Here is a 21,674-nt window from a genome sequence, read left to right as displayed (position 1 = left end):
TGTTACTGGTACGCAAATTGTACTGGACCAAAATCGCTCCTGTGGCACTGATTACGGAATGTCCGGTGAGATGTTGTGGATATTCATATCTGAAAACTACTGCGTCGTGGTTGAACAAATGCTGCGGTTCGCTGCCTTTGCCTATCGCCAAGCGCAAAAAATGGACAAGGTGCTCGCGTAAGCAGTAGTTATATCGGCCCGTGTACATCAAGCGCTGGTAATCCCCCATTGTTGAAGCGGCTTGAGCATGGAGGCTACGCGGTCAAGGTCAGAAGTCTCCACGGCACCCGGGCAGTCCACTATCAAGGCTAGTCCCTCTGCGGAAGAGTCAGTACGCTTATTTGCCTGCCGGCTGCGGAGCTAAAGAGCGACGCGCCGAATGCCATGATCATAGCGTGTGGCATTCGGCGGCAGGAGGTAGCGCGAATTTACTCGCTTGCGAAATTGCTTCCTCTTTGCAGTGGATTATGGAAATGAGGCCGATCAGAAGAAATGGCTGACGCCAACATTAAACGACCTGTCTCCGCCACCCGGTACACCTGGCGCCCCATTGGTAATGCTGAGGAAGTTGGCCGAGGTATTCGCGGCGTTCTGGCTGATCCTTGCGGCCGAGGCGTATAGCTCGGTGCGCTTGGACAGTTGGTAGGCATAAGTCAGGCCAATCTGATTGGCGTCGTTCGCGGTGGCTGCCTTGTCGTTCTTGTGAATGTAGGAAGCGATCACGCGGCTTGCACCGAACGGAACCGATACGCCGACCAGCAGATCGGTATTGTCGACCGACGCGAAACCCTTGTTCACGCCATAGGCGAAATGGGCTTTGGCAACGCCGAAGTTGTAGTTCGCTGCGAGCAGCGAGTTGCGTGAGGAGTCGGTTCCGAGCGCGTTATTGGTGTTGAGATAGGAGGCCTGAACCACGAGCGGCCCGTTGGCGTATCCCGCAGAAAGACCGTAGCTGCGCGACTTGCTGTTGTCGCCGGCAACCTCGCCGAAGCTGTAGGCCACGTCGGCGTCGAAGCCGTTGAAGTTCGGAGTTTTGTATTTGAGGGTGTTCGCACGGAAGATGCCCAGGCCGCCGACCGCCCGCGGACCTGCCACCGCCGCTGCATTCATCAGGTTGCCGGCCTGGCCCGCATAACCGTTGCGCATGGGATCGCCAACGAGCAGCAGGGCCGTGTACAAGGAAGTGAACTGATTGCCGAGCGTGACCGTGCCGAAGCCGCCGGTGAGCCCGACAAAGGTGGTGCGGCCGAACAGGTTGGGTGTCGCCGTCGCACCGGTATCGACGTTGAAGCCGGTCTCGATGTTGAAGATGGCCTTCGTGCCTCCGCCCAGGTCTTCGACGCCTTTGAAGCCGAGCCGGCTGGGGCCGGATATGCTGGTGGCCTGTTTGGTTACCGAACCGGCCGCGGCGCCTCTTTCCATGGCGACGCCCGCATCGATAAACCCATAGACAGTGACGTTGGTTTGCGCCAGCGCGCCGAAGGGCAAGGCGAGGAGAGCCGCCAGCGGCAGCAATTTGCTTTTCATGTTCATAGTTCCTTTGGTAGGGTGAATCTGTTCTGGATTTAAAACCGGATCCTGATTGGCGAAGCAGCTGCTCCCCGGCTGCGCAGGATCAAGCGCAGTGGGTTGATACAACTCGAATCTTTCGTGCTTTCGTGGGGTGTCGCCGCCCTACCTTCTTCCGCAAGGCGGGCGCCGCTTTTTTCGGCGTTCCATTTGGTCAGGATGGGGATCTTGATGTCGGCTCGGCCAGTGCTGGCGGCATTCGATCGAATCGGGCCGTGCAGCCGCCGAAGTTCCGCATCGCGCAGCTTCACTGCCCCGCACCTCACCGCTTCTGTCAGCGCCGGGCTATCCGGTTTCGGCAGGCGCACAAACTCCCCGCAAGGCGCAGCAATAGAGTGGTTCGCGCCGGCTTGCGCGCAAATTTGTCGAGCCATGATTCGTCTCCCTTGGAACTTCCTTCGTTGTAATTCTTGTGCTGTGGTGGGATAATCCGCCGCAGTGGTATTCTTGTGAAGTTTCAGTGATATTTCAACGAATTTTGTGTTACTTTAACTGTCATGTCAACCCTTCCCGTCGAAAGCTGTCAGGACTGGCGGCCATGGCGCAGGGATTTGATTTGCAACGATGTCACTCGGTTATTGATGAGTCTTCGGCCATGCGCTTCTCTTCCGATCACTGTGAGAAGACTGCGCCGACGATGTGCGGGGAATGGTTGAACGCTGTGGGCTTTTGCGGTAGCGGCCGCAACACTGTCATTTCAGTTCCAGCGCATCCGCCTGAGCAAATTCAAGCATGATGAGGCCCCGGGCCAAAAGGAAATGTATGAATCATCCAGGTCGATATGCTTCGCCAGACGCCAGCAAGGCGCCCGCTGCGGCGGCGAGCAAGGCCGGCAAGTCGCTCCACATGCAAGCGTATGAATTGGTCAAGCATCGCATTCTGACCTTGCAGTTCCCGCCGGGTGCTTGTCTCAACGAGGCGAACCTGAGTCAGCTTTTGAACATCGGACGGACGCCGATCCATCAGGCGCTGAATCGGTTGACCCTCGAAGGGATGATCCAGGTGATTCCGCGCAAGGGAATCATCGTCAAGCCCGTCAGCATGGACGAAGTGATGGAGAACATCGAGATCCGGCTGGTCAACGAGATGTGCTGCGCGCGCCTGGCCGCCCTGCGCCGCGATGAGCGGGACATCGCCGAGATGAAACGCATATTGGCCGATGCAAGAACGGAGCTGCCGACGCAAAACATCGAACGCCAGATGATCCTGGATCACGATTTCCACCTGGCGATCTCGACGGCGGCAAAGAACCGAATGCTGACCGACATCCTGTCGAACCTGCATGATCAGTCTCTGCGATTCTGGTTCATATCGCTGAGGGAACACGAGCATCATGCGGCGGTTCAGGATGAGCACCAGGCAGTCCTCGACGCGATCATTGCGCAGGACCCGGATGCGGCGAGCGAGATGACAAGAAATCACATCGAATCATTCAGGAAAAACGTGGTGCGTCTTCTTTGACGATGTGGACGGAGGAGACAAGGCCCGCTACGACAAGGCCCGCAACAAAAGCAGATGTCCAGTCGGGATTATTTGATCGCATGCACAAGCATGCGACTGGTGCAAGGAGAGTGTGATGAAAAGGCTTATCGTTGGCATTACGGGCGCGACCGGCGCCATTTTCGGCATCCGCGTTCTTGAAGCATTGAAGGACTCGGGAGTCGAAACCCACCTCGTGCTCAGCAAGTGGGGCATCCAGACCATCGAGCATGAAACCGCTTATACCGCGAAGCAGGTGCGGGACCTGGCATGCGTGAATCATGTCGAAGGGAACATGGGCGCATCCATCTCTTCCGGCTCCTTCCTCACAGAAGGCATGGTGATCGCGCCATGCTCGATGCGTACGCTGGCAGCGATTGCCCACGGCACGGGAGACCACCTGGTGCACAGGGCGGCCGACGTGATTCTGAAGGAGCGGCGCAAGCTGGTGCTGGTCACGCGGGAGATGCCGCTCAGCGACCTGCACCTGGAAAACATGCTCAAGCTCTCGCGCATGGGCGTGACCATCATGCCGCCCATGCCGGCCTTCTATAATCATCCGGAAACGCTGGATGACATGGTGAATCACATCGTGGCGCGCATTCTCGACCAGTTCTCCATCCCGGTCGACTTCGCGCAGCGCTGGAGCGGAGAGATGGGCAAACCCAGCTCCGTCAAGATGCTGAACAACGGCAATGCACGCCCGGAGGGAACGTCAACGTCACATTGCACCGCCGACGTTCTCGCGCATATCCGATAGTGGTCGGGAGAATTCGATTGACAACGCCAACGATGACGGAAGCGCCGAGGTTGAAGCTTGAGCGCTACCTGCAGGAACATCATGTGGCCACGCTCGCAACGGCAGCAGGCGACGCAGTGTGGGCGGCCGCCGTTTTTTATGTGAGCGACGGCAACACATTTTATTTTCTGTCTTCACCGACCAGCCGCCATTGCGAAAACCTGGCGCGCAATCCGCGCGTCGCACTCACAGTGCAAGAAGACTACGCCGATTGGCCGGCGATCAAAGGCGTCCAACTAGAGGGCATCGCCAGCGAAATCGTCGGGCAGGAAGCCGACTTGGCACGCAGCCTGTATGGACAAAAATTCCCGGTGGTCGGCAAGATAGCCCAGGCGCCTGAAGCAATTGTCCGGGCCATGAGCAAGGTGCGCTGGTACACGGTGGTGCCGAGCAAGCTGTACTTCATCGACAATTCGGTCGGATTCGGGCATCGCGACGAGATTGCCCTTTGACCGGACCTGCACGCCGGTAAAAAACGCAGCGCTGCATCCGCCGATGGCTGACGCAGCGCTGCGAAACGCGGACCCGGACAGCGCAATGCGCGCCGGGCCGCGTACTCAGGAACGATCGATGCGCAGCTTCGCGCGTTTCGGAATCTCGAATTCCGGCAAGCCGATTTCCTTCCACAGGTCGAGTGCCTTCGCCATGATTTCCTTCGGCGGCAGCGAGAACGTACCGGCGTCCACTTTCAGCGTGGCGTCGCACACAATCTTGCTGCCCATGGTGCTTTGCGAAGTCAGGGAGCGTACCGACGGATCCATGTTGATCGGGAAATAGACGTCGTCGATCAGCACAGTATCGCGTACCGGGTTGAAGCGCGCGTTCATCGCCCATTCGACATGGGTGTGGTCGCGAATGTCGACGTCGTCATCGACCACAGTTACCCGCTTGACCGGCCAGGTGGCTGCGATCATGCGTCCCACTTTTTTCGAATGCGCCGGATAGCCCGGCTTCATCGCGACTACGGCATGGGCCAGGAGGCCGCCGAAAGTCAGGTCGATATACAGATCGGACACGCTGGGCTCGCCCATTTCCTCGCGCAGCGCCTGCAGCATCACGCCGGCATTGGTCATGCTCTGAATCGTGGTGCTCTCCGACGGCGGCATCTGGCTGGTGTAACCGTAGAAGACCGGATCGCGACGATGCGTGATGGCGGTGATGCGCACCACCGGGCGCGGATCGACCGGCCCCATGTAGCCGGCGAATTCGCCGAACGGCCCTTCCATCGCTGTCTCGCCGAGCAGGATCTCGCCTTCGATGATGATTTCGGCATCGGCGGGAACCATCAGGTCCACGGTCTTTGCCTTCACCATGGCAACCGGTTCGCCCAGCAGGCCGCCGGCAACGTCCATCTCATCCGCGCCATAGGGCAGGTTCGCGACCGCTGCCAGATGCACGGCCGGCGATGCGCCGATCACCCAGGCGATCGGCGCAACCTTGCCCTTGCCGATCCAGGTCAGCATGTTCTGATGCCCCTGACGGCCCGGCGCAAGGTTGGGGATCACGCTAGTTTCGTCGCGCACCATGGTGCGATACACGCCGACGTTCTGGATGCCGGTGTCGTAGTCCTTGGTGACGGTATTGGTGGTGATGTAGGGGCCGACATCCTTGCCCGGCGTCCAGACCGGAATCGGCAGATAGGACAAGCGCACGTCGGCGCCGGTGATCACGACTTCCTGGCAGAGCGCTGATTCGACGACCTTGGGCGGGATGCGGTTGCGGCAGGCCTTGCCCAGAGTTTCGTTGACGCGATCTTCTTCGACATCGAGCGCGACCGCGTAGGCGGCGCTGTTGGCACCGAGCGCACCGGTGACGAGCGGGATGGTGGTGCCTTTCACATTCTCGAAATACATGCCGAAGCGTTGCTCGGCGGGCAGTGCCTGGTACATCCATTTGGCCAGAGCGGCCGGCTCCCACATGCGGTCCACCGGCCGCGAAATCCGGCGCAGCAAACCATGCTGTTCCAAGGCCGACAGAAAATCTCTCATTGTTCGATGCGTCATTCTTTAACTCCTGTAGTAGTTGTTCCCGCCTGCTTCCGTACGGATTACCGTTTGGATCATGGCTTGAGCAGGGCGAGTGGGGAAAGCGAAATGGCCGGTATGAAGGTGATCAACAGCAGCGCGATCAGATACACCGCCATGAAGGGCAGCACGCCGCGGTAGATCTGCGGCAGCGGCACCCGGAATAGGGCGTGCGCGGCGAACAGGTTCAAACCGAAAGGCGGCGTGAACATGCCGATCGCAAGATTGATCGTCATGATGATGCCGAAATGGATCGGATCGATGCCCGCAGCCTGCATGATGGGCAGGAAGATGGGCGTCAGAATCAGAATCGCCGCTGGCGGTTCGAGGAAACTGCCCACGACCAGCAGAAGCACGTTAATCCAAAGCAGCAAGGCCCAGGTCGACAGGTGCAGTCCCTGAACCAGCTCGACCATGTGTTGCGGAAAGCCGCTGGTGGTGAGCAGCCAGGAATACGTGCCGGCGGCGGCGACGATGATCATGAGCTGTGATACCAGATACATCGAGCTCTTGGTGATTTGCCACAGATCGGCCCAGGTCACTTCACGATAAATGTAGCGTGAGACGAGTGCCGCATAGACAACGGCGACACCCGCGGCCTCGGTCGGCGTGAAGATGCCGCCGTAGATGCCGCCGAGGATCACTGCCGGCGCGCCGAGCGACCAGCTCGCATCCCGCGTCGAGGCGGCGATGTTGTTCCAGCGCGCCCTCGAGGTCAACGGGATGATTTTCAGCCGGGCGTGGATCATCACATAGACTGCGGCCAGCACACCGATCAGCAGACCGGGGAATATGCCGGCGAGGAACAGTGCCGGCACCGACTGCTGCGCCGAGATGCCGTAGATGATCATCGGGATCGATGGCGGAATGATGACCGCGATCGCGCCGGAGGAAGCGATGATGCCGATCGCGAAAGTCTGGCCATAGCCGCCGTCCCGCAGGGAGGGAAACAGCAGGCGGCCGATGGCGGCGACGCAGCCGACGGAGGAGCCGGACATGGCGCCGAACAGCTCCGCCGATGCGATCGTGGTCAGGGCCAGCGAGCCGCGGATGCCGCCGATCAGCGACATCGCCCAGGCGATCATGCGTTTGGCCAATCCGCCATGCCCCATGATGTCGCCTGCCAGCACGAACAAGGGCACGGCCAGCAGGGGAAAGCTGTCCAGACTGCCGAACAGCACGGTTTGCAGGCTGGAGAATGGCAGATCGGGCATGCCGGCTACGCCAAGAATTGCCGTCAGCAGCAGAATCACGTAGATGGGAATGCCCACGACAAGCAGCAACACCGGCAGGACGAAGTAAAGCAAGATAGTCATTGTCTGTCTCTCCTCACTGCGGCGGCTGGGCAGCGTGCTGCTTTGCCTTGCCGGACAGCTCCCGCGCGATCAACGCCAATGCCGTCAGAGCAAGTCCGAGCGGAATCGCGCCCTGCGGAATCGCCAACGGGATTTCCGCCGCCTGGCTGCGCTGATCGAACTCGATCAGTTGCTGCACGATCGGCACCGCCGCGTAGGTCAGCAAGCCAGCCACGCCCAGGCTCACCAGGTCGGCGATGCCCTCGAGGATGCGGCGTGTGCGTTGCTGTACGAGTCGGGCCAGGATGTCCATGCGGATGTTTGTGCCGTCCCAGGTGACTGCGGGTACGCCGACAAAAATCGCAATGATCATGAGGTGCAGCATGACTTCTTCGGCCCATGTAAAGGGCGCGGAAAAGACATAGCGCGCGACTACGTTGGCGATGTTGATGACGACAATGGCCACCAGCATCAGGGCGGCAATCACCTTCATGACTCGGGTTGCCGCATCGTATACACGATAGATCGGATTGGTTTTCATGGAACTTGGCTGGAAGTCAGGAAATGGGTCGTGAATCTACTCGGTCCGCTTGGCTGCAGCTTCCAGCAGGTCGAAGAGTGCCTTTTCCTCGGGCTTTTTGGCGGCAACTTGCTGGCCGATGGGGTTCATCATCTTCATCAGCTTTTCCTTGTCCGATGCGGTCGGATAAGTAATTTGGCCGCCGGCCTTGACCCATGCCTGGCGCTGGGCCTCCACGAAATCCACCGACCATTGGTAGACGTCCTTGCTGGCCTGTTGCCCGGCATCGGTCACGACCTTTTTCAGATCGGCCGGCAGTCTTTCGTACCAGCCTTTGCTGACCACGGTCAGCACGGTGACCACGGCGTGGTCGGTTTCGTAGATGTGCTTCGCGGCGTCATAGAAACGCAGTGCCGTAAATACCGGCAGCGAAGTCATGACGCCATCCAGCGCGCCTTGCTGCATCGCGGGCACCACCTCGCCCAGCGACATCGGTACCGGGGTCGCATTGAGCAAGCGCATCTGGTCCATTTGCATGTTGGACGACAACACCCTGAACTTTTTTCCCGCCAGGTCGGAGAGCTTGGTGACGGGGGCGCTGGTGTTGAAGCCCATCGGGCCGGAAAGGAACAGGCCGATGCCTTTGAGGCCCTTGTTGGCACCCAGGGCGAGGAACGCGGCATTGAACTGCGGATCCTGCAAAGTGCGGTTGGCGTGGGCGAGATCCTTGAACAGACCCGGCGCGCTCAGCACTTCGAAGCGCGAATCGACGCCGGAAAGGAATTCCGGAGGTCCGACGTAAGCCTGGATCGAACCGAACTGCGTGCCTTCAATCATGCGCGGAATGGCGCCGAGCTGACTGGCCGGATAGAGCTCGACCTTGATCTGGCCGTTGGAGTTCTTTTCCACCAGTTCTGCATAGATTTTCATCCACTGGTGCTGGCTGTCGTTGAGCGTGGCGGTGCCGATTTTCATCACGATCGGCGCCGCTTGCGCGCCGACGGGAAACGCGACGGCACCGATGAGGGCAATCAGGGTGAAGAGGGCAAAGACGCGCGTGACGCAATGTCGTAGCTGGATAAGGACTTTCATGCTATCTCCTTGGTTGATGACGCGCTGAAGGATTCAGCAGCGCTCGTTGTTTTTATATAAATAATTGAACATCTCACAAGCTAGTATTCCTGTGATATTTCACAGGAATACTACAAAGCGCGATGAACGTTGTCAACAAGAATTTGATGTGATCAATGACAAAAGTTGCCGGGGGATATGCGGTAGTTCATATGGGCGGCCATCGCGGCGATCCTCCACGTATGAAACGCATAAGAAAAGACAGCGCAAATGCGGCAAAGACCCCTTGTGTTCGGCGGTTTTGGAAACGTTCTTGGCCCCGGACAGGCCAGCCCATTGGAGAGAGTGTCGTCCCTGTTCAGGGTGAAGAAGAGATGATTCAGCGAGGCCGGTAACGCTGGGCAGCAGCAAGCGGCAGCACTGCAACAGGGAGAGGCAAAAGCCGGCTCAGGTTCGCGGTCGCCAACCGGACCTCATCGTGTCGTTCGCGCGTCGGCTTCCCTGAAGGCGATTTCCACTCAGCGGCGGGAAACGCTCCCAATCGCTTCAACGATAGCGCGGAAGGGCAGCAATACGCAGCCATGTCGGCTGGCGTGCTCACGGACCGGTTCAAATACCCGCAACTCGTCAAATTCAGGAGGAACTGCTGCGCCGTCCTTCAGTACCTTCAATACGGTTTCCAGGAGATCGCTTGCGGCAGCGAGATCCTTGCCCTGCCCGTACTGGCAGGCCAGCGTCGCTGCCGCCTTGCAAAGCACGCAGCCTTTCACGTGGTGCGCCACGTCCGCCACGCGGTTTGCGTCAAGAGCGACTTCGATTTCGACCCGGTCGCCGCACAAGGGGCTGCGCAGAAGCGCTTTGCCGGACACCGCAGGCAACGCTTGCTGAAAGCGTTCGTCGTTTGACAGCTTGATGAGTTCAGCCTGATAAATCGTCATCCCAGTACTCCTCTTGCTCTGGAAATGCCGTCGATAAAACGCAAGACGTCTTCATCGTCGTTGTACAGCGAAAGACTCGCTCGCACGCTCGCCGGAACGTTCAGTGCATCGTGCAAGGGCTGCGCACATTGTGTCCCGCCACGCACGCATACCTGCACCTCGTCCAGGAGATGGGACACGTCGTGCGGATGCATGCCGTCAATGTGAAACGACACAATCGGAAGCCTGTTCGTCAGTTCTTCCGGCCCGATCACTCTGGCGCCCGGGATGTGACGCAACGCACTCAGCATCCGTCCCGCCCAGGCAAGTTCCCGTTGCAGGAGTTCGGCACGAGGAAGCGCCATCAGCCAATTCAGCGCCGCCGCCAGGCCGATGGCGCCGCTGATCGGCGGGGTCCCTGCTTCGAAGCGCCGCGGAATCCCGGCAAACGTGCACTCGTTGATGGATACGTACTCGACCGTTCCTCCGCCGCCAAAAGGAGGATCAAGCTTCTCGAGCAGGCTTTCGCGCACCCATAGAACGCCAATTCCGCTTGGTCCGAAGCATTTGTGCCCGGAGAATGCATAGCCGTCGATGCCGAGCGAAGCGACGTCGGGCACGCCGTGCTGGACATACTGCGCGCCATCGACAAACACCATGGCTCCCACGGCGCGCGCGATCTCGACGATCGGCTCCAGGTCGGTAATCGCGCCGGTGACATTCGAGCAGTGCGTGATGGAAATGACCCGGCATCGGCTAGAAATACATTCCGCAAGCCGCGTGGTATCGATCACTCCCCGGCCATCGACTGGAATGGCCTTGATCGTCAGCCCGCGGGTCTTTGCCAGCATTTGCCATGGCAACAAATTGCTGTGGTGTTCTGCGAACGTCACGACAATCTCGTCGTCTTGCCTCAACAGCGGCCCGACCGCTTGCGCAAAGAGGTTGATCGACGCAGTCGCGCCAGAGGTAAACACGATTTCATTTGACGATGCGGCATTCAGGAATCGCCGCACCGTGTCGCGCGCGTTCTCATACGCGGCAGTCGTGTTCTCGCTCAGCGCATAGCTTCCGCGCGAGACGTTCGAGCGCGCGCGGGAATCATGGCTGAGCACGGCGTCGATGACACATTGCGGCATCTGGGTGGTCGCCGCGTTGTCGAGATAGTGCAAGGAAGGGTTATGGTGAAAGAACGGGAACTGGTCTCGAAGCCGGAGCTCAGACATCGCTTCTCTCCCTTGCTGCCTTCAGCGCCTCGGCCGTGTCGACATCCATGAGAATAGCGTCCGTCGCCACTTCGACGTAACTCAATTGATCGGCAAATTCCTTGAACAGGGCGCGGCCGCCGGAATCCGCCTGCAGGCGAACCAGCCTGTCGAAAAAACGCCGTGGCCACAGCACAGGATTTCCTCTTTTTCCCTTATGGCTGGGAATCATGATGGCATCGGATGCGCGGCGGCGCGCTGCGAGCATTGCGGTAAAAACGGCCGGACTGAGCAAGGGCATGTCGCCAAGGACAACAAATGCGGCGCCAACGGTGGACGGAAGCGATTCGATTCCTGCCGCGACGGAAGAAGACATGCCTTCTTCATAGTGCGGATTGTCGATGAGCGTGATGTCGAGATGGCGGAGAGCATCTTTCACCTTGTCGGATTCATGTCCGACCACAACATGGACGATATTCACTCCGGACGCGCGAACCGTTTCGACAACGCGCGCTATCATCGGCTTGCCTGCTACATCACTCAGCAATTTGTTCGCGATACCAAAGCGCGTCGAGCGCCCGGCGGCAAGGATGACTGCTGCAACGCCGTGCTGAACGTTCGGATCTATCTCAAGCATGTGAAGAGGGCTCATCATGGTCCTCCCTCCTCTTCCGGTCAATCAGCCCGCCCACTCCCATCAGCATGATGTCTTTGGGCGTGACCGGCAATTTTGCCGCCATTCGACGCAGTATCCAGTCGAGCCCGTTTTCCCGGGCAGAGCGCGCACACCCTGGAATGCATAGCACCGGGATCCGATTCAATTCGCCCATCAGCAGCATATTGCCCGGCTCGACCGGCATGCCGAAATGATGAATCACCCCACCGATCTCGGACATCGCCTTCGGTATGACATCACAGCGATCCTTCGTCACCGACGCACCCGATACGAGCAAGAGGTCGCACCCCGTTGACACTGCTTGCAAGAGTGCCGATTTGATCTGTGCTGTTTCGTGGTGACAGACCAGCACGGAATCGAGGGTGCTTCCAACTGCGGCAAGCCGCTGGCGAGTGGCGTCAACCGTCCTGTCGATCACGTTATCCTGAACCAGTTCGGAATCCGTCATCAGCAACGCCACGCGATGATGCACGAATGGCGCGACCGACAGGGGAACGGCGGGACGCACGCCCGCAGCAAGGTCTGCCGCAAGATCCGTGATGAGTCGCGCAGAAATGGAAAACGGAATGATCTTGATCGACGCAACAGAGTCGCCAGCCTGCACAACGGTCCACGGACGGACCGTGGCAACGGCAATCGCTTCCGAAGCGAGATTGATCTTGTCAATCATCGCCGTATCAATGACGGCAATGCCGCGATGGGTGGAATACAGATTGCAACGGCCGGTCTTGGCCGTGTGCATTTCAACGCCCTTCCCTGCCACCATTTCCGCTATCAGCACGGCCGCACGGTCTTCAGGAATCTCATCTGTCTCGAGACGCGCACCAAGTACGGTTGACATTCCGTCTTCGCGCATGACACTGATGTCTTCGTTTGTCAGGACAGTGCCTTTCTTGAAGGTTTGCTTTCCGCACCGCACCCTGTGCGCCAGATAGATCCCTTCCGCGAAGTCGAGTGAGTGTTCGGCAAACATCATGGCGCGTACCTCCGTTGGATGATCTGTGCGAGGATCGACACCGCGATCTCCGCCGGTTCGCGGCCACCGAGGTCGAGGCCAACCGGGGCCGCGATCCGGTCGGTGCGGGTTTCCAGACCCAGCTCCGCGAGACGTTGTTTTCGTTTCTCATGCGTGCGCTTGCTGCCGAGCGACCCGATGTAGAACGCCGGACTCGGCAAGGCAATCGCGAGTGCCACATCGTCGATCTTCGGATCGTGGGTCAAGGTCACGATCGCGGTGGATTCGTCGATGTTCATCTGTTTCAGAACATCGTCGGGCCAGTCGTCGATGAGCGTTGTGCCCGGCACATTGAACGCGTTGTTGAATGCCTCGCGCGGATCGATGACGACGACCTCGAAGTTCGCCATCTGCGCCATCGGCGCCAGATAGCGCGCGATATGGACGGCGCCGATGATCACAAGCCGGTACGGGCGTGCGTAGGTCCGGACAAAAATGCGCGGTTCGTCGGAGATATAGGCGCTGCGTCGCTCGGACAGCAGACGGTTGGCTGCCGCGATTTCCTGTGGGCTCAGGCTGAGTTCGCCGCACTGCCCTTCCGGAGAAAGCAGGCACTGCGTGCCCTCCGGAAGCCGGGTGACGACGGCCGCCGACTTGTTCTCGAAAATGTGCCTGGAAAGCTGTTGAAGAATGTCGTGTTTCATTGCAGCGGCTCCAGCCAGACGTGGAGCTTTCCGCCGCAGGACAGGCCGACCGCCCAGGACTGCCCATCCGAGATCGAATAATCGAGCAGCTTCGGCAGGCCGGTGTCGATGACGGCCATTGCTTCCGCGATGACGGCACCTTCGATGCATCCGCCTGACAAGGAGCCCGCGAAGAGTCCGGATTCACAAATCGCCAGGTGGCTGCCGAGCGGGCGAGGCGCCGATCCTGAAGCTTCGACGATTGTTGCGAGCGCAACACGCTGTCCCGAGTCCTGCCATTCTTGAATCTGCCGGAACAACTCCACCAGATTGGGTTCGGAGGAAATGAAGGATTGGACTGCCATGGCTGCTCCTGCGGCGATTGGTGAAGGTCTCGGCGAGCCGTCTGCAAGCTCACACGCGATGTCTTGCGACCTTCAAGTGAAATGCGTTGTTGACCGGCGCATTCATGCCATCTAACTCGACATCAACACGGGCACCGTCATGTGTTCCAGGACATAACGCGTTCCCTTGCCGCGCTCGTGCAGCAGAAAGCCGCTTTGCGCGTGCCCGCCCATCACCAGGACATCTCCGTCAAGATCGGAGACGCTGCTCAGCAGCATGTCCATCACGCCGACCTCGTCGGCGACAACTGTCTTGTGCGTGGCCTGAATGCCGTGCCGCGCCAGATGCTCGACCACGCGCAAGCCGGTTGCATCCGCATCGTCTTCCGAGTGCTCGATGGAGATCACCCTGGCGTTTTTCGCGTCACCGATCACATGCAGCGCATCCTTGAGCGCATGTGCGGCTTCCTTTGTGTCCTTCCACGCGAAAATCGGCGACGCGAAATCAGGTCGATAGTCTCCGGCGTAGGGAATCACGAGCACGGGGCGGCCGGCGTTGAGAATGACGATCTCGGGAATGCTGCTCAGGACACGGCCTTTCGATCCCGGTTCGGCCTGGCCAACCACGACCAGATCCGCAAGACGTGCAGCAGTTACCACCGCTTCGATCGCATCCGGGTCTTCCAGGTGAGAGAAGTTCCGCCATTCCTTTCCCGCAAGCCCGGCCGCGCGATTCTCGAAATCCGCCTTCCATTGATCGATCAGGCGCAGCATCGGCTTGGACTCCGGCGCGTTGCCGGCGGGAGCCGCGGTATTTGTATACAGGCCGATCAGGTAAGCATTGTGCTTTCGGCAGAGCGCCACTGCGATTTCCAGTCTTGCGATCGCGCGCACGCTTTGATCGATATGAACCGCTACGGTCTTAATGGACAAGATCGCACCTCAATATGGACGAAATTCGATGCCGCCGGCCCGTGCATGGATGTTCGAACGCGACGCACCAGTGGTCAGGTAACGCTGGATATTTGAGCGGAATGACTCGATGTGCGTGCGGATCGCCGCTCCGGCCGCCTCAGGGTCGCCTTTCTTGATCGCTTCCAGGACCTCACGATGCTCGGATTTCACGTCGTTATGGTGCTGCTGGTCCCGCAGTGAAATGAACCAGAAGCGCAACGAAGAGTCATGCAATGTACGCATGATGTCGGAGAGGATCTGGTTTCCGGCAGCGTGCGACAGCGCGTTATGAAACTCCTTGTCGAGGGTCATCTGCATGGATGTATCGTCGGCGACGCCTGCGACTTCGGACTGTTCCAGAATGCGTTCCAGCTGGGCAATATCCGCTTTCGTTGCCCGCATCGCGGCCAGTTGAGCGCAATAAACCTCATTGATGATACGTACGTTGATGACGTCCATGACTTCATCGACGCTGATTGCCTTGACGATGTAGCCCTTGCGGGGAATGACCTCGACCAGGCGTTCGAGCGCCAGACGATTGAGCGCCTGATGCACTGGCGTGCGGCCTATGCCGATCGTCTTGCTGATCTGCGCCTCGTTCAGGTATTCGCCCGGGCGAAGGCTCATGGTGATGATTTCATGCTTGATGCGTTCATATGCCTGGATGTTCAATGGTGTCATCTGGGAAAGCTGGTTTACCGACTGAACCTCTGTATGAGCCTGGTCCCGTTTCATTTCAATCATCCTTTCTTTACTGTCTGTTTATCGCAGGCGGAATCGCTGAATCTTCCCTGTTCCCGTCTTGGGCAATTCATCAAGGAAGGTAAACCAGCGTGGGTACTTGTATCCCGCCAACCGTCCCTTGCAATACTTCTGAAGCTCTACCGTGGTGTCTTCATGGGCATCGTCCGGATCGCGAAGGACAATGAATGCCGCGGGCTTCGACAAGCCGTCGGAATCGGTTTGCGCGATCACCGCGACTTCGCGAATCTTCGGATGCGTGAGCAATGCTTCCTCGATTTCCAACGGCGAACACCACATTCCACCGACTTTCATCATGTCGTCGGCCCTGCCGGCATTCGTATAGTAACCGTCGGTATCGAAAGAATACACATCTCCGGTATTCAACCATTCGCCACACATGGTGGACGCGGTCTTTTCGGGGTTGTTCCAGTAACACCGCGCGTTGGACTGACCTTTTACCATAAGCGTCCCGATTTCGCCGGGTCCCAAGGCCTCTCCGCGCTCGTTGACAATCTTGACCTCGTAGCCGGGAACCGGTCGCCCCGAGGAACCGGGCTTGATGTCATCGTGCCGGTTGCAGATAAAGACGTGCAAGACTTCCGATGATCCGATTCCGTCCAGGATAGAGATGCCAAACTTCTCCTTCCACTTTTCGTACACCGAAATCGGCAGTTTTTCGCCCGCCGACGGACACATCCGGATCGACGACATGTCGTAGGATTTGGTTTCTGCAGCCAATAGTTGATTGCGATACAAGGTCGGCATGCCAAAATATACCGTTGGCCGATAGGTTTCTATCATCCGATACGCCATATCGGCCGACGGCAGCTCGTCGCAGATCGCGATGGTTGCGCCCACCCAGAGAGGGAACGTCATCCCGCCGCCAAATCCGTAGGAGAAAAAGAGCTTGCTCGCGCAGAAGACGGTATCGTCCTCCCTGAGGCCGAGCGTGCCGACTCCGTAACGGGAGCTCGTGACGACCATATCTTTATGGACATGCACGACGCCCTTGGGTTTGCCGGTCGAGCCTGATGAATACAGGAAAAAGCAATCATCGGTGGGGCTGGTCGCAGCCGGCTCAAGTTCGGCTGGTGAGGCCTGCATCATTTTTTCTAGAGAATCGTTCGTTAGAACGTGCGTAGCCGGCATCGCGCATGCTTCCGCTGCACTCAGGACTTCCGTCGCGTTCGGACAGTCGCAATACACGGCCTTGCAGCCGGAATCCGTGACCAAATGCTGATAATCCGTCGCCTTCATCTGGGTACTGACCGGCACCGGCACAAACCCGGCCTTGATCGCTCCCCAAAAGACATAAAAGAATTCCGGCGTATCGACGGAAACCATCAGGATCCTGTCTTGACTGGCAAGACCGAGCGATTTCAAGGCATGTCCGCACCGAGCGACATTCTCCGCCAGTTCACGGTAGGTGATTACCGTGTCTTTTACCAGCAGCGCGGTCTTCGCTCCGCGTCCCTCCGCAACATGCCTGTCGATAAACGCGACGGCAACATTAAACACATCTGAAAACCGGATCGGAGCATGGTTATCGCTCGGATCGAGACTGGCGGTATGACTCGTCATTGGAACTGCATTCATTGCCTCCCCCTTCCCCTTTCTTTTGAGACTTTTAGCGCGTCGCTGTTTTGTCAGCTCATCAGCACATCAGTTATTGAGCATTCACAACTTCTTGACAGCACTCAAGTCAGCTAGCATACTTGTAAAACATCACAGTGATTTCACTGGTTGTAGAATATCACAAGCGTTTCACAAGAACAAGGTGCTGGACTTTTTTGTGTGTGTCAATTACTAGAGGGGAATCGTTTGATGAACGAAGACGCTTACAAGGGTAAGTTCGTCGGAAGGCCAGTTGAACGGGTCGAGGATCCACAGCTGCTCACGGGACAAGCCATATTTACTGCCGATATGCCGACGCGCGAAGGGACGCTGCATGCAGCAGTGTTACGTTCTCCGCATGCTCACGCTGAAATCCTTTCCATCGACACGTCGGCCGCGCTCAAACGGCCCGGCGTGGTCGCTGTGTTGACGGGAAAGGAAATCAAGGAAGACTCGGATCCCTTTCTCATCGTCCTGCGCAAACCGATGGATCAGTGGTCGCTGGCGACCGACAAGGTGCGCTTCGTTGGTGAATCGGTCGCGCTGGTAGTCGCTTCCGACCGGTATCTCGCAGAAGATGCCCTCGAGCATATCAAGGTTGAGTATAAGTCTCTACCTGTTGCCGTCACGCCACAAGAAGCAGCGAAAGAAGGCGCGCCCCTCGTGCATCCGGCCTGCGGCTCCAACGTTGTATCGGAGCGGCATTTCAGCTACGGCGACCCGGACAAGGCATTCGCTGAAGCCGACAAGATTGTCGAGCTTACGGTCGACTACCCGCGCAATTCCCAGACACCACTGGAAGGCTTTGTTGTTGTTGCCGACTATCGCCGCGACGAAAAATCCTACGATGTCCAGTCGAACTTCCAGGGTCCTTTCACGGTACATCCCGTGATGTCGAAGGCCTTGCGGGTCAAGGGCACGCAACTGCGCATGCGCTCGCCGGCCTATTCGGGTGGCGGTTTCGGCATCAAGCAAGCGATTTTCCCGTATGTCGTCCTGATGTGTATCGCGTCAAAACGAGTCGGCCGTCCGGTGAAATGGATCGAAGATCGCCTGGAACACCTCACCGCCGCCATCGCGGCGCCGAATCGGGTCATTCGCGCACAAGCCGCGGTCAAGCTCGACGGTACGATTCTGGGCTTCCGTTTTGAACAGCTCGACGACTACGGCGCCTTCCTGCGCCCGCCGATGCCGGGCCCGCTGTATCGCCAGCACGGCATCATGACCGGTGCCTACGGCGTCAAGAACATGACCATCACCAATCGCCTGGTCATGACGAACAAGACGCCGTCCGGCATGGTGCGCGGCTTTGGCGGCCCGCAAATCTATTACGGTCTCGAACGCCTGATTCAACGCGTGGCCGTCGAACTGGGCATGGACCACCTCGACGTCATCAAGAAGAACCTGATTCCCGCCGGCTCCTTCCCCTATCGCGCTCCCGCAGGCGCGCTGCTCGACTCGGGGGACTATCAAGCGGCGGTGGCGATGGCAGAACGCGACGGGCGCCTTGCCGAATTGCGTGCGCGCAGGGACAAGGCGCGCGCCGAAGGACGTCTGTACGGCATCGGCTTTGCTGCCGTCGCCGAGCCGGCACAGTCGAACATGGGTTACCTGAGCACCATCAATACCGTTGAGGAGCGCAAGAAATCCGGTCCCAAGGGCGGCAATGTCGCCTACTGTACCGTCAACGTCGACGCATTGGGCGGCGTCGCCATTACTGCCGACAGCCTGCCGCAAGGCCAAGGCCATGCCACGGTACTGTGCCAGATCGTCGCAGACCAGTTGGGTATCACCCCGAATGAAATCGTCTGCAACATGGAGCGCGATTCCCAACGCGATCCGTGGTCGATCGCGACCGGCAACTACTCCAGCCGCTTCAGTTCGGCGACCACCTCCTCGGCCTTCTTCGCAGCGAAGAAGACACGCGAAAAACTCCTGAAGATCGCCGCGCACCTGCTCAAGGTGCCGGAAGAGAGTCTGGACCTCGGCGGCGGGAAGATCTTCCAGAAGGACAATCCGGAGGTCAATATCCGCTTCTCGCGCGTAGCAGGCACCGCGCACTGGTCACCCAGCGAACTGCCTCCCGGGATGGCTCCAGGTCTCTCCGAAACCGGCGCATGGTCCGCACCGGAACTCGAACCGCCCAATGACGCTGACCAGATCAATACATCGCTGACGTATGCGTTCGTGTTTGACTTCTGCGGAGTGGAAATCGATCGCATGACGGGCAGAGTCAAGATCGATCGCTATGTGACCCTGCACGATTCCGGCAAGCTTCTGAACCCGCTGCTCGCGGATGGCCAGGTGTACGGCGCATTCAACTGGGGTCTCGGCTGCGCGCTGATGGAGGAATTCGTCTACAAGGAGGATGGCAGCTTCCTCTCCGGCACCTTCGCGGACTACCTTTGCCCGACAGCGCCGGAAGTGCCGGAACCGCAAATTCTGCACATGGAGACGCCCTCGCCGTTCACACCGCTCGGGGCAAAAGGCATCGCCGAAGGCAATTGCATGAGCACCCCGGTGTGTATCGCCAATGCGGTCGCGGATGCAACCGGCTTGAAAGATCTGCGCCTGCCGTTGACGCCGTCGAAGCTCGCCGGATTGATTCAGGGCGAGGAACCGCCGCCGCCGAAGAAGCAGGCGCAGAGTTCGGCAGCCAATCTCGCCGGCAAGTCTCTGCGCGGATCGGGCTCGGCCTTTGTGGCGTGCAAACCCGAAGAAGTCTGGAAGGCACTGATCGACCCGCAAATGCTGGCGCACGTCATTCCCGGATGTCATGAAGTCAAGCTGGTTGCACCCAATACGTACCACGCGACGATCAGCCTGGGTGTCGGTGTTGTGAAGGGCAAATTCAGCGCAAAGGTCAGCCTGACGAACCTGATGCCGCCCTCATCGGCAGTGATCAATGGCGATCTGGAAGGACCGCTGGGATCGTCGGAAGGCATCGGCAACATTACCCTGGTAGCGACATCCGGCGGCACGCAGGTGAATTACGAATACGGTTTCGACATCTCCGGAAAAGTGGCGGCCATCGGCGGACGCATGCTGGACGGCGCATCACGCGTCATCATGAAGCAGTTCTTCGAAAGGCTGGCGTCAACCATAGAAAAGCCGAGCGCGGCAGCACAAGGCGCTGCAATGACACCGACGCCCACCAAGACATCCTGGTGGAAATCCATCCTGAAAATGCTGGGGTTTGCAAAATGAAGCCGAACAAATTTGACTACGTCAGACCAACCCGACTGGAAGAGGCTCTCGATATTCTCGCCTCGGGTACCGACAGTGTTCGCGTCATCGCCGGCGGTCTCTCCCTCGTCCCGATGATGAACTACCGTCTGCTGGAACCGAGCATCCTGCTCGACATCGTCCACATCGAGTCGCTCAACTACATCAAGGCGGACGAAAAAACTATCGAGGTAGGCGCCGTAACGCCGCAGGCAAAGCTGCTCGCCTGGAACCAGCTGTCCACGCTGTCGCCCTTGCTGGCGAAAGGGATGCCGAATATCGGCCACTTCCAGACGCGCAGCCGCGGTACCGTGGGCGGCAGCATTGCCCACAGTGACCCGAGCGCGGAACTGGCGCTGTGCCTGGCCGTACTGGAGGGCAGCGTCACGCTGATGTCCAAGCGCGGTGCGCGCACAGTGAAGGCCGCCGACTTCCAGATCGGCCTCATGATGACTGACAAGCGTGGCGACGAGATGGTGACGGCAGTACATTTCCCCGTCGCGGAGAAGAACACGGGCTACGCGTTTGAGGAAATGTCGATGCGGCACGGCGACCTCGCGATCTGCGCGGTCGCAGTCGCTGCGACGCGCGACAAGATTCGCATCGGTGTAGGTGGGGTAGCGGACAAACCCACAGTGCGTGAATGGCCGGCTCTGTCAGGCAAGGCGCTGGATGATGCACTGAACGAGTTCGCCTGGGACCTCGGCGGCATGGACGACGTGCACGCCACTGCCCAGTATCGACGTCAACTGGTCCGCAATCTGGGCCGCAAAGCAATCATGGAGGCACAACAATGCTGCAAATAAAATCCGAGGAACGCAAGGCGATCACCTTCACCTTGAACGGCCAGAAAGTGACGGGCTTTGCCGAGCCGAGAATGCTGCTTACCGACTTCCTGCGGGAGCAACTCGGCCTGACCGAGATCCATGTGGGCTGCGAGCACGGCGTGTGCGGTGCGTGCACCATTCGCATTAACGGAAAAGTGGCACGCGGTTGCCTTACTTTCGCGGCGCAGATTGACGGGCTCGAAGTCGAAACCGTGCAGAGCCTTTCCAGCAACGGCGACCTGTCCGATCTCCAGCTGGCGTTTCGCAAGCATCATGCGCTTCAGTGCGGCTATTGCACACCGGGCGTGTTGATGTCCACATCCGCCTTCCTGGACATCAATCCCAACCCGACAGAGGAAGAAATTCGCGTCATGCTGAGCGGGCACATCTGCCGTTGTACCGGCTACGTCGGCATGGTCCACGCCATTCTCGAAGTTGCGGAGGCACGGGCGAAAAAACGCGCGGGAGTGACTGCCTGATTTGCGCTGACGCTGGAGCTACTTTCTTTTAGGTGTTCCACGCAAGAGTTAGGCGCCGCGAGGCGGACGGGTACCGCAAGTACGCGTCCTCTCAAAGCCTGCAACACTTGTGTCGATAGTCCGCGATGAAACAGCTCCGGCCAACGCACCCCGGAAATGAGTTTCTGTTGTTGAGCACGTCGGAGAATAGAAAATGCGCAAACTGTTTGCAAACATCGTCATCGCATCAACCTGTCTGGTGGCTTCGTCGCTGAGCTTCGCCCAGCAGCGAGCCACTGCCCCCGAAGCTGTCGC

The 21,674-nt window shown here is 58.9% G+C and carries 21 protein-coding genes; 6 read left to right on the top strand and 15 right to left on the bottom strand.

The window, feature by feature from the left end:
• Positions 1 to 483: 483 nt before the first annotated feature.
• Together VJ651_RS14300 and VJ651_RS14295 are read right to left on the bottom strand one after the other, a co-directional pair.
• Positions 484 to 1,527: a porin gene (locus VJ651_RS14300; protein ID WP_324108099.1), complete on the bottom strand. Its 1,044-nt coding sequence runs from the start codon at positions 1,525 to 1,527 to the stop codon at positions 484 to 486.
• A 38-nt stretch (positions 1,528 to 1,565) separates the two neighbouring features.
• The gene (locus VJ651_RS14295) at positions 1,566 to 1,943 is read right to left on the bottom strand and encodes a hypothetical protein (protein ID WP_324108098.1); all 378 of its coding nucleotides are present in this window, start codon (positions 1,941 to 1,943) and stop codon (positions 1,566 to 1,568) included.
• Between the two features lie 388 nt (positions 1,944 to 2,331).
• Between VJ651_RS14295 and VJ651_RS14290 the strand changes: the two genes are divergently transcribed.
• From VJ651_RS14290 to VJ651_RS14280, 3 genes are all read left to right on the top strand, one after another.
• Entirely contained in the window at positions 2,332 to 3,030 is a 699-nt protein-coding gene (locus VJ651_RS14290; RefSeq protein WP_324108097.1) for a GntR family transcriptional regulator, read from the top strand.
• A gap of 115 nt (positions 3,031 to 3,145) precedes the next feature.
• Positions 3,146 to 3,808 (top strand): UbiX family flavin prenyltransferase, encoded by a 663-nt coding sequence (locus VJ651_RS14285; protein WP_324108096.1) that lies wholly within the window; start codon positions 3,146 to 3,148, stop codon positions 3,806 to 3,808.
• Between the two features lie 17 nt (positions 3,809 to 3,825).
• The gene (locus VJ651_RS14280; RefSeq protein WP_324108095.1) at positions 3,826 to 4,299 is read left to right on the top strand and encodes a pyridoxamine 5'-phosphate oxidase family protein; all 474 of its coding nucleotides are present in this window, start codon (positions 3,826 to 3,828) and stop codon (positions 4,297 to 4,299) included.
• Positions 4,300 to 4,404: 105 nt separating this feature from the next.
• Here VJ651_RS14280 and VJ651_RS14275 read toward each other — a convergent pair whose 3' ends face one another.
• From VJ651_RS14275 to VJ651_RS14215, 13 genes are all read right to left on the bottom strand, one after another.
• Entirely contained in the window at positions 4,405 to 5,850 is a 1,446-nt protein-coding gene (locus VJ651_RS14275) for a UbiD family decarboxylase (protein WP_324108094.1), read from the bottom strand.
• A 56-nt stretch (positions 5,851 to 5,906) separates the two neighbouring features.
• Positions 5,907 to 7,187: a TRAP transporter large permease gene (locus VJ651_RS14270; RefSeq protein ID WP_324108093.1), complete on the bottom strand. Its 1,281-nt coding sequence runs from the start codon at positions 7,185 to 7,187 to the stop codon at positions 5,907 to 5,909.
• Between the two features lie 13 nt (positions 7,188 to 7,200).
• Positions 7,201 to 7,707 (bottom strand): TRAP transporter small permease, encoded by a 507-nt coding sequence (locus tag VJ651_RS14265; protein WP_324108092.1) that lies wholly within the window; start codon positions 7,705 to 7,707, stop codon positions 7,201 to 7,203.
• 36 nt (positions 7,708 to 7,743) lie between these two features.
• Entirely contained in the window at positions 7,744 to 8,778 is a 1,035-nt protein-coding gene (locus VJ651_RS14260) for a TRAP transporter substrate-binding protein (protein WP_324108091.1), read from the bottom strand.
• Between the two features lie 497 nt (positions 8,779 to 9,275).
• Positions 9,276 to 9,695 (bottom strand): iron-sulfur cluster assembly scaffold protein, encoded by a 420-nt coding sequence (locus VJ651_RS14255; RefSeq protein ID WP_324108090.1) that lies wholly within the window; start codon positions 9,693 to 9,695, stop codon positions 9,276 to 9,278.
• The gene (locus VJ651_RS14250) at positions 9,692 to 10,900 is read right to left on the bottom strand and encodes an aminotransferase class V-fold PLP-dependent enzyme (RefSeq protein WP_324108089.1); all 1,209 of its coding nucleotides are present in this window, start codon (positions 10,898 to 10,900) and stop codon (positions 9,692 to 9,694) included. Before VJ651_RS14250 ends, VJ651_RS14255 begins: the two co-directional genes overlap by 4 nt.
• Positions 10,893 to 11,534 (bottom strand): nucleotidyltransferase family protein, encoded by a 642-nt coding sequence (locus tag VJ651_RS14245; RefSeq protein ID WP_324108088.1) that lies wholly within the window; start codon positions 11,532 to 11,534, stop codon positions 10,893 to 10,895. Before VJ651_RS14245 ends, VJ651_RS14250 begins: the two co-directional genes overlap by 8 nt.
• Positions 11,509 to 12,531: a molybdopterin-binding protein gene (locus VJ651_RS14240; RefSeq protein WP_324108087.1), complete on the bottom strand. Its 1,023-nt coding sequence runs from the start codon at positions 12,529 to 12,531 to the stop codon at positions 11,509 to 11,511. The genes VJ651_RS14245 and VJ651_RS14240 overlap by 26 nt, the downstream gene beginning before the upstream one ends.
• Positions 12,528 to 13,214 carry an XdhC family protein gene (locus VJ651_RS14235; protein WP_324108086.1) on the bottom strand — a complete coding sequence of 229 codons (687 nt, stop codon included), beginning with the start codon at positions 13,212 to 13,214 and terminating at the stop codon, positions 12,528 to 12,530. The genes VJ651_RS14240 and VJ651_RS14235 overlap by 4 nt, the downstream gene beginning before the upstream one ends.
• A complete protein-coding gene (locus VJ651_RS14230) occupies positions 13,211 to 13,558 on the bottom strand; it encodes an XdhC family protein (RefSeq protein WP_324108085.1) in 348 nt (115 codons plus the stop codon). Before VJ651_RS14230 ends, VJ651_RS14235 begins: the two co-directional genes overlap by 4 nt.
• A 111-nt stretch (positions 13,559 to 13,669) precedes the next feature.
• Positions 13,670 to 14,470, bottom strand: a complete 801-nt coding sequence (locus VJ651_RS14225; protein WP_324108084.1) for a universal stress protein — start codon at positions 14,468 to 14,470, stop codon at positions 13,670 to 13,672.
• A gap of 9 nt (positions 14,471 to 14,479) precedes the next feature.
• Entirely contained in the window at positions 14,480 to 15,226 is a 747-nt protein-coding gene (locus VJ651_RS14220) for a GntR family transcriptional regulator (protein ID WP_324108083.1), read from the bottom strand.
• A gap of 27 nt (positions 15,227 to 15,253) precedes the next feature.
• Complete coding sequence (locus VJ651_RS14215) at positions 15,254 to 16,816, bottom strand: benzoate-CoA ligase family protein (protein ID WP_324108082.1); 1,563 nt, start codon at positions 16,814 to 16,816, stop codon at positions 15,254 to 15,256.
• Positions 16,817 to 17,059: 243 nt separating this feature from the next.
• On the opposite strand from VJ651_RS14215, the gene VJ651_RS14210 reads away from it, so the two are divergent.
• Genes VJ651_RS14210 through VJ651_RS14200 form a run of 3 tightly spaced genes read left to right on the top strand, consistent with a single transcriptional unit; the run spans position 17,060 to position 21,380 of the window.
• Positions 17,060 to 20,056, top strand: coding sequence for a xanthine dehydrogenase family protein molybdopterin-binding subunit (locus VJ651_RS14210; RefSeq protein WP_324108081.1), 2,997 nt, complete (start codon positions 17,060 to 17,062; stop codon positions 20,054 to 20,056).
• The gene (locus tag VJ651_RS14205) at positions 20,053 to 20,880 is read left to right on the top strand and encodes an FAD binding domain-containing protein (RefSeq protein ID WP_324108080.1); all 828 of its coding nucleotides are present in this window, start codon (positions 20,053 to 20,055) and stop codon (positions 20,878 to 20,880) included. The genes VJ651_RS14210 and VJ651_RS14205 overlap by 4 nt, the downstream gene beginning before the upstream one ends.
• A complete protein-coding gene (locus VJ651_RS14200; RefSeq protein ID WP_324108079.1) occupies positions 20,868 to 21,380 on the top strand; it encodes a (2Fe-2S)-binding protein in 513 nt (170 codons plus the stop codon). The genes VJ651_RS14205 and VJ651_RS14200 overlap by 13 nt, the downstream gene beginning before the upstream one ends.
• Positions 21,381 to 21,674: the final 294 nt, after the last annotated feature.

The sequence above is a fragment of the Noviherbaspirillum sp. genome (assembly GCF_035254865.1).
Classification (GTDB): domain Bacteria; phylum Pseudomonadota; class Gammaproteobacteria; order Burkholderiales; family Burkholderiaceae_D; genus Noviherbaspirillum.
The sequence above is the reverse complement of the archived record's forward strand: the minus strand, read 5'-3'. Positions and strand labels throughout refer to the sequence as shown.

Bases quoted from the DNA above. Each gene is read 5' to 3' on its own strand.
- VJ651_RS14300 (WP_324108099.1), bottom strand. From the start codon at position 1,527: ATGAAAAGCAAATTGCTGCCGCTGGCGGCTCTCCTCGCCTTGCCCTTC.
- VJ651_RS14295 (WP_324108098.1), bottom strand. From the start codon at position 1,943: ATGGCTCGACAAATTTGCGCGCAAGCCGGCGCGAACCACTCTATTGCT.
- VJ651_RS14290 (WP_324108097.1), top strand. From the start codon at position 2,332: ATGAATCATCCAGGTCGATATGCTTCGCCAGACGCCAGCAAGGCGCCC.
- VJ651_RS14285 (WP_324108096.1), top strand. From the start codon at position 3,146: ATGAAAAGGCTTATCGTTGGCATTACGGGCGCGACCGGCGCCATTTTC.
- VJ651_RS14275 (WP_324108094.1), bottom strand. From the start codon at position 5,850: ATGACGCATCGAACAATGAGAGATTTTCTGTCGGCCTTGGAACAGCAT.
- VJ651_RS14270 (WP_324108093.1), bottom strand. From the start codon at position 7,187: ATGACTATCTTGCTTTACTTCGTCCTGCCGGTGTTGCTGCTTGTCGTG.
- VJ651_RS14265 (WP_324108092.1), bottom strand. From the start codon at position 7,707: ATGAAAACCAATCCGATCTATCGTGTATACGATGCGGCAACCCGAGTC.
- VJ651_RS14260 (WP_324108091.1), bottom strand. From the start codon at position 8,778: ATGAAAGTCCTTATCCAGCTACGACATTGCGTCACGCGCGTCTTTGCC.
- VJ651_RS14255 (WP_324108090.1), bottom strand. From the start codon at position 9,695: ATGACGATTTATCAGGCTGAACTCATCAAGCTGTCAAACGACGAACGC.
- VJ651_RS14250 (WP_324108089.1), bottom strand. From the start codon at position 10,900: ATGTCTGAGCTCCGGCTTCGAGACCAGTTCCCGTTCTTTCACCATAAC.
- VJ651_RS14245 (WP_324108088.1), bottom strand. From the start codon at position 11,534: ATGATGAGCCCTCTTCACATGCTTGAGATAGATCCGAACGTTCAGCAC.
- VJ651_RS14240 (WP_324108087.1), bottom strand. From the start codon at position 12,531: ATGATGTTTGCCGAACACTCACTCGACTTCGCGGAAGGGATCTATCTG.
- VJ651_RS14235 (WP_324108086.1), bottom strand. From the start codon at position 13,214: ATGAAACACGACATTCTTCAACAGCTTTCCAGGCACATTTTCGAGAAC.
- VJ651_RS14230 (WP_324108085.1), bottom strand. From the start codon at position 13,558: ATGGCAGTCCAATCCTTCATTTCCTCCGAACCCAATCTGGTGGAGTTG.
- VJ651_RS14220 (WP_324108083.1), bottom strand. From the start codon at position 15,226: ATGAAACGGGACCAGGCTCATACAGAGGTTCAGTCGGTAAACCAGCTT.
- VJ651_RS14215 (WP_324108082.1), bottom strand. From the start codon at position 16,816: ATGACGAGTCATACCGCCAGTCTCGATCCGAGCGATAACCATGCTCCG.
- VJ651_RS14210 (WP_324108081.1), top strand. From the start codon at position 17,060: ATGAACGAAGACGCTTACAAGGGTAAGTTCGTCGGAAGGCCAGTTGAA.
- VJ651_RS14205 (WP_324108080.1), top strand. From the start codon at position 20,053: ATGAAGCCGAACAAATTTGACTACGTCAGACCAACCCGACTGGAAGAG.
- VJ651_RS14200 (WP_324108079.1), top strand. From the start codon at position 20,868: ATGCTGCAAATAAAATCCGAGGAACGCAAGGCGATCACCTTCACCTTG.